Source organism: Leuconostoc sp. (genome assembly GCF_965300815.1).
On the sequence record NZ_CBDKZH010000082.1, the window covers coordinates 1 to 5,559 of the forward strand.

Consider the following 5,559-nt stretch of genomic DNA (forward strand, 5'->3'; position numbering starts at 1 on the left):
ACCAAGCTTGGTGGCAAGGTGAAAAGGCTGAAGTTGAAGCTAAGTACGCGCAAAATAATCAATAGTCTTTTTGAATAAAATTATTTACAAATTGCAGGGACTGGCTGATTGTTATTGGATGTTGGAGAAATGGAGAGGTAAAACATGAATATTGCAGTTGCAGGAACAGGTTACGTCGGTTTGTCATTGGCGACTTTATTAGCCCAAAACAATAAGGTAACAGCAGTCGATATTATTCCAGAAAAAGTTGATTTAATTAATGCTGGTGTATCGCCAATTCAAGATAATGAAATTTCAGATTTTTTGGCGAATAAAGCGTTGAATTTAACAGCAACTACTGATGGTAAGGCTGCTTATCAAGATGCCGAATTTGTTGTCATCGCGACGCCAACAAACTATGATACAGAAACTAATCATTTTGATACAACAGCTGTTGAAGCCGTGATTGAAGAAGTGTTGGCTGTTAACCCAAATGCCTTGATGATTATTAAGTCAACTATTCCAGTTGGGTATACAGAAAGTGTTAAAGAAAAGTATCAGACAGAAAATATTATCTTCTCACCAGAATTTTTGCGAGAAGGTAAGGCTTTGCTGGATAACTTACATCCATCTCGAATTATCTTAGGTGAAGAATCAGAACGCGCAAGAAAGTTTGCGCAGTTGCTTATTGATGGTGCGGTAGATAAGGATATCCCAACATTATTTGTTGAGAGTTCGGAAGCCGAAGCTATTAAGTTGTTTGCTAATACTTATTTGGCAATGCGTGTGGCTTATTTCAATGAACTAGATACTTATGCAGAAGTCCGCGGTTTAAATACTAAAAAGATCATTGATGGTGTTGGCTTAGATCCACGTATTGGTAGTCATTATAATAACCCATCATTTGGTTATGGTGGTTACTGCTTGCCAAAAGATACAAAGCAACTACTGGCAAACTTTGAAGATGTGCCGAACAATATTATTCAAGGTATTGTTGATGCAAACACAACACGTAAAGACTTTGTTGCTGATCAAGTGCTTAAGCGTGACCCTAAGAAGGTTGGTATTTATCGTCTAACAATGAAGGAAGGTAGTGACAATTTCCGTGCTTCTTCAATTCAAGGCGTGATGAAACGTATCAAGGCAAAGGGAATTGAAGTGGTGGTTTATGAACCAACACTTAAAGAAGATGAATTCTATCATTCAGCTGTAATTCATGATTTTGACACATTCAAAAAGGAATCCGATGTTATCATTGCTAATCGTTGGGATGACCTATTAAGTGATGTTGAAGATAAGGTCTACACACGGGACTTGTATCGTCGTGATTAATTTCCTTTACAAAATAACCAATAAGAGAGTGTTCGGATGAAATTTTTAATTACCGGTGCCAATGGACAACTGGGGCAAGAACTACAAAAACTATTAACGGAACGTGAACTAGATTTTGTCGCGTTGTCGTCACAAGAGCTCGATATTACTGATCGTGCGGCCGTCTTTGCCACGTTTGAAACAGTTCACCCAGATGTGGTGTTCCATGCCGCTGCTTATACCAAAGTTGATCTGGCCGAAGATGAAGGACGTGACATCAACTGGCAAGTCAATGCTAATGGGACGAAAAACGTCGCCGATGCAGCGAAGCTGGTGCAAGCCAAATTGGTGGCTGTGTCAACCGATTATGTGTTTGATGGTAAAAGCCTAACGGATTATCGTGAAACTGATCCGGTTAATCCGCAAAATGCTTACGGTCGGGCCAAACTAGCAGGTGAACTAGGTGTGATTGAAAGTGGCGCCGATGCCTATATCGTGCGAACGAGTTGGGTGTTTGGTGAATTTGGGAATAATTTTGTCTACACGATGCAACGTCTGGCTCAAACGCACCCGAAGTTGAGTGTGGTCAATGATCAATTAGGTCGGCCAACTTGGACGCGGACATTAGCGGAGTTCATGTTGCATTTGATCACAGTGAATGCGAAATTTGGCATCTATCATTTGTCAAACGATGATACCGCGACTTGGTTTGATTTTGCGCGGGAAATTCTCAAGACAACGGCTGTCGAAGTGACACCGGTGACGAGTGCGGAATTCCCCCAAAAGGCGTATCGTCCAAAGCATTCGGTGATGAGTTTGGAAAAGGCCAAGGCCACAGGATTTGAGATTTTGAATTGGCGTGAAGCTTTGACCCAATTTTTGGCAAGTCTACAGGATAAGGACTAAATTTGCGCTTTAAAATACTTGGTTGTCTCACGACAGCCAAGTATTTTTATATGGGGTAACTTGATGTGTTGGGAAATAGTGACGTTAAATTTAAGTAGGCGAAAATGACTAATAATTTCATAATATCCCTTAATCTATTATGACAACCCCCGCACAATCACGTATAATAAAAATAATAGTGTAAAACGTGATGAGAGCGTTGGAATTGGGTTAATGGTTAAGCGAAATTCAAATATTGAGCTATTGCGTTTGGTCGCAATGGCATTTATTACGGTGCATCATTTTGCAATTTGGGGTTACTTTATTGGTAACGAAGTGCATACAGTGCAGCCGAATACGGTGTGGTTACAGTTTTTAGAAATTTTTGGGAAGATTGGGGTGGACTTGTTCATTCTGATTACTGGCTACTTTGCCATCAATCCCAGACCAACATTTCAAAAAGTTTGGCAATTAACCAATACGGTGCGGTTTTACGCGCTCGGGTTATTTATTATTTTACTGGTTTGTGGACAGTTACAATTTAATATCGACTTGATGTGGCGTTCGATGTTTCCAACGATTCGAAGCATGTATTGGTTCATCACAATCTATGCCATTTTATATGTTTTTTCGGGCTATTTATCCCAGTTTCTCAGCCACTTACGGCGCGCCCAAGCGGTGAGTTTCATTGCGCTCGGTGTCTTGATCTTTATGGTGTTACCGACGTTTTTGAAGGGCTGGGGAAGTCAATTAACGGACTTACTACCGGTATTTTTCTTTGGGTTATACCTGCGCATGTATGGGGTATCCAAGCGATTGACCACGTTACTTAAGGTCTTGCTAGGTGTCACGGTTGTGATTGCGATGTTGTCAATTGGGTTGAGTGATTTGATCGGGAATAATCGACCAGAGAGTCAAGCTATTGCCAATGCAACCAGTTACTTTGTGACGGGTAGTTCACCACTGGCATTCATTGCCGCGGCTTATATTTTTAGTCAGACCATTCAACGCCAGCCGCGTGGCAATCGTCTGATCAACTGGATGGGCAGTTCCGCAGTCGCAATCTATTTGATACAAGACTACGAACCATTTCACAATACACTGTGGCAGAATATTTTCCATGTGCGCGACTTTGCAAATACGATGGCAACACCAGCCTTCATTGGTTATTCGTTATTCGTGATGGTCGTGATTGTGATTGGCGCAATTCTCATTGATAAGCTATTGAGGTACATTTTGATGCGACCATCACAGGTGTTACTAGCACTTGAAATGTTGGCCACACGCTATGTCACGAGAGGGTTTAAAAAACTAATTAAAGTAACGGGTTATCAACCTGAACCCTAAAAATACTTGGTTGTCTCACGACAGCCAAGTATTTTTTTATGCGCGATAACTTTGATATACTGAGAGTAATCGTATGACACAGTGGAAAAGAGACAGGATGGCCAAACAGCAACCAATCAATTTAACCCAACTCAGTGGTTATCACCAGCAAGAACAGGCAACACAATATCTGAAACAATTAGGGCACACCACGATTCGAATGCAGGAATTAACAGGGATTACGCGCTTAGTGGCGCATTTTCCAGCTGCATTGCCCGCATGGCAAGCGGTGTATGTGGATTATGCTGTCCCGCCGATTAGCAAAGAGTTTGATATGTTGTTCATTAATGCCGAAGGTCACATTATCAATATTGAGCTGAAAAGTGATGTGCATTACGACATTGAAAAAATCCATAAACAATTACGCAATAATCGTTATTACTTAACGCAGGCCAACCAGCACGTTGACTTTTTCACGTATAATTCGGACTTGGATCGCATTTATCATCTAACTGACCAAGATACGTTGGACGTAATTAATTTGCAAGATGAGCGTTGGCAGACATCGGTGTTTTATCAGGTGGTCATGAGGTTTAAAAGTGTTGCCGTAGCTGATTTGGACGACGTATTACGAGTAGGGGATTATTTGGTCTCGCCTTTTACCCAACTGGCACGTTTTCTCAAAGGGAAGTATTTATTGATGCAGCCGCAGCAACAATTACAAGCTGAATTATTGGCCACGCCAGCGCCTGGGATTTATGCCATGAAAGCAGCCACTAGTGTGGGACAGACGTTAATGATTTATGATACGGTGAGAATCCTGCGTGAGCAGGGGCAGCAGGTCTTACTCGTTCATATTGGGGCGCTAAAATCGGCACAAGCGACGCTGCGGCGGCAGTATGGTTGGCACATTTTACCTGAACGGCAGTTCTTCAAGAAGCTTAAGCGCCAACGCTTACAGTCGTATGATGTCGTCATCGTCACCGATGCACAGAAGTTATCCATTCGACATGTGAACAGTTTAAGACGTTACTTTGCGGCACGCCACACGCGGGTGTTTCTTATTGGCGATCCCAATCAGCAGAGTAAGGCGACTATCAGTAATCGTGACTATTTTGCCACGCTAACCCACGCCTTTGGTCAACAACATCTTATCAAGTTATCTGATGAATTGTAAAATTTTGAGATTGTGAAAAAATTGGTGCGAACCAATGATGATTGGGTAAAAAAGTGGTTCAATCGACTATGCGTTATCACGTTATTAATTTATTCATCACATCACGAAAAAGGAATGCGAACAACCCAGTAGTATGACGAATTTTAGGTTGTTCATAGGACATGGTATGACGAGCAAATATGAAATCTTAAAACATCACATTTTAGAACAAATTTTGAATGGCGAACTGGTGAAGGGACAAAAATTACCGACCGAAAGTGAAATGATGGCGGCATTTTCTGTCAGTCGTTACACGGTTCGCCGTGCCATTTCAGATTTAGAAAATGATCATTACGTTTATCGGGTGCAAGGTGGTGGCTCGTATGTCGCCGACTGGCAAGCCAAGCAAAAGCAGGACAAGGCGCCGAGTGTGATCGGAATTTTGTCGACCCACGTGGCGTCGTATATTTTCCCAGCGATTATTGATGGGGCCGATCAAGTTATTAGTGAAAATGGCTATTCATTGGTTTTGGCTAACACACATAATGAGCCAAAGCGCGAACGCATCGCCCTCATTAACATGATGAAGCAGAACTTAGCTGGTTTAATTATTGAACCAACACGCAGTGCCACCGCAACGCCAAATATTGATTTGTATGACAAATTACGAGAAGATGGCGTACCGATGATTTTTATCAACGCCACTTATCCGAATTTTGATGAGGTATCAGTGATCAGTGACGATCAGGCAGCGATTTATCAGGCTGCAAAATACCTCATGGAGAAGGGGCATAAGCGGATTGTGGGGGCATTCCAAGTGGATGACCGGCAAGGTGTGAACCGTCTCGATGGGTTTATGCGTGCCTACCAAGAACAGTCCGAATTGTTAACAGAATTTACCC

At 42.1% G+C, this 5,559-nt stretch carries 5 protein-coding genes; all 5 read left to right on the forward strand.

The window, feature by feature from the left end; genetic code table 11:
- Positions 1–144: 144 nt before the first annotated feature.
- Positions 145–1,311, forward strand: a complete 1,167-nt coding sequence (locus ACW12G_RS05905; protein WP_270747297.1) for a nucleotide sugar dehydrogenase — start codon at positions 145–147, stop codon at positions 1,309–1,311.
- A 36-nt stretch (positions 1,312–1,347) separates the two neighbouring features.
- Positions 1,348–2,196 carry a dTDP-4-dehydrorhamnose reductase gene (gene rfbD, locus ACW12G_RS05910; protein ID WP_455647496.1) on the forward strand — a complete coding sequence of 283 codons (849 nt, stop codon included), beginning with the start codon at positions 1,348–1,350 and terminating at the stop codon, positions 2,194–2,196.
- Between the two features lie 213 nt (positions 2,197–2,409).
- The gene (locus ACW12G_RS05915; RefSeq protein WP_455647497.1) at positions 2,410–3,522 is read left to right on the forward strand and encodes an acyltransferase family protein; all 1,113 of its coding nucleotides are present in this window, start codon (positions 2,410–2,412) and stop codon (positions 3,520–3,522) included.
- Positions 3,523–3,619: 97 nt separating this feature from the next.
- Entirely contained in the window at positions 3,620–4,678 is a 1,059-nt protein-coding gene (locus ACW12G_RS05920; RefSeq protein ID WP_455647498.1) for an AAA family ATPase, read from the forward strand.
- A gap of 166 nt (positions 4,679–4,844) precedes the next feature.
- Positions 4,845–5,559 (forward strand): GntR family transcriptional regulator (locus ACW12G_RS05925; RefSeq protein ID WP_455647499.1); only part of this gene is annotated, 715 nt, incomplete at its 3' end.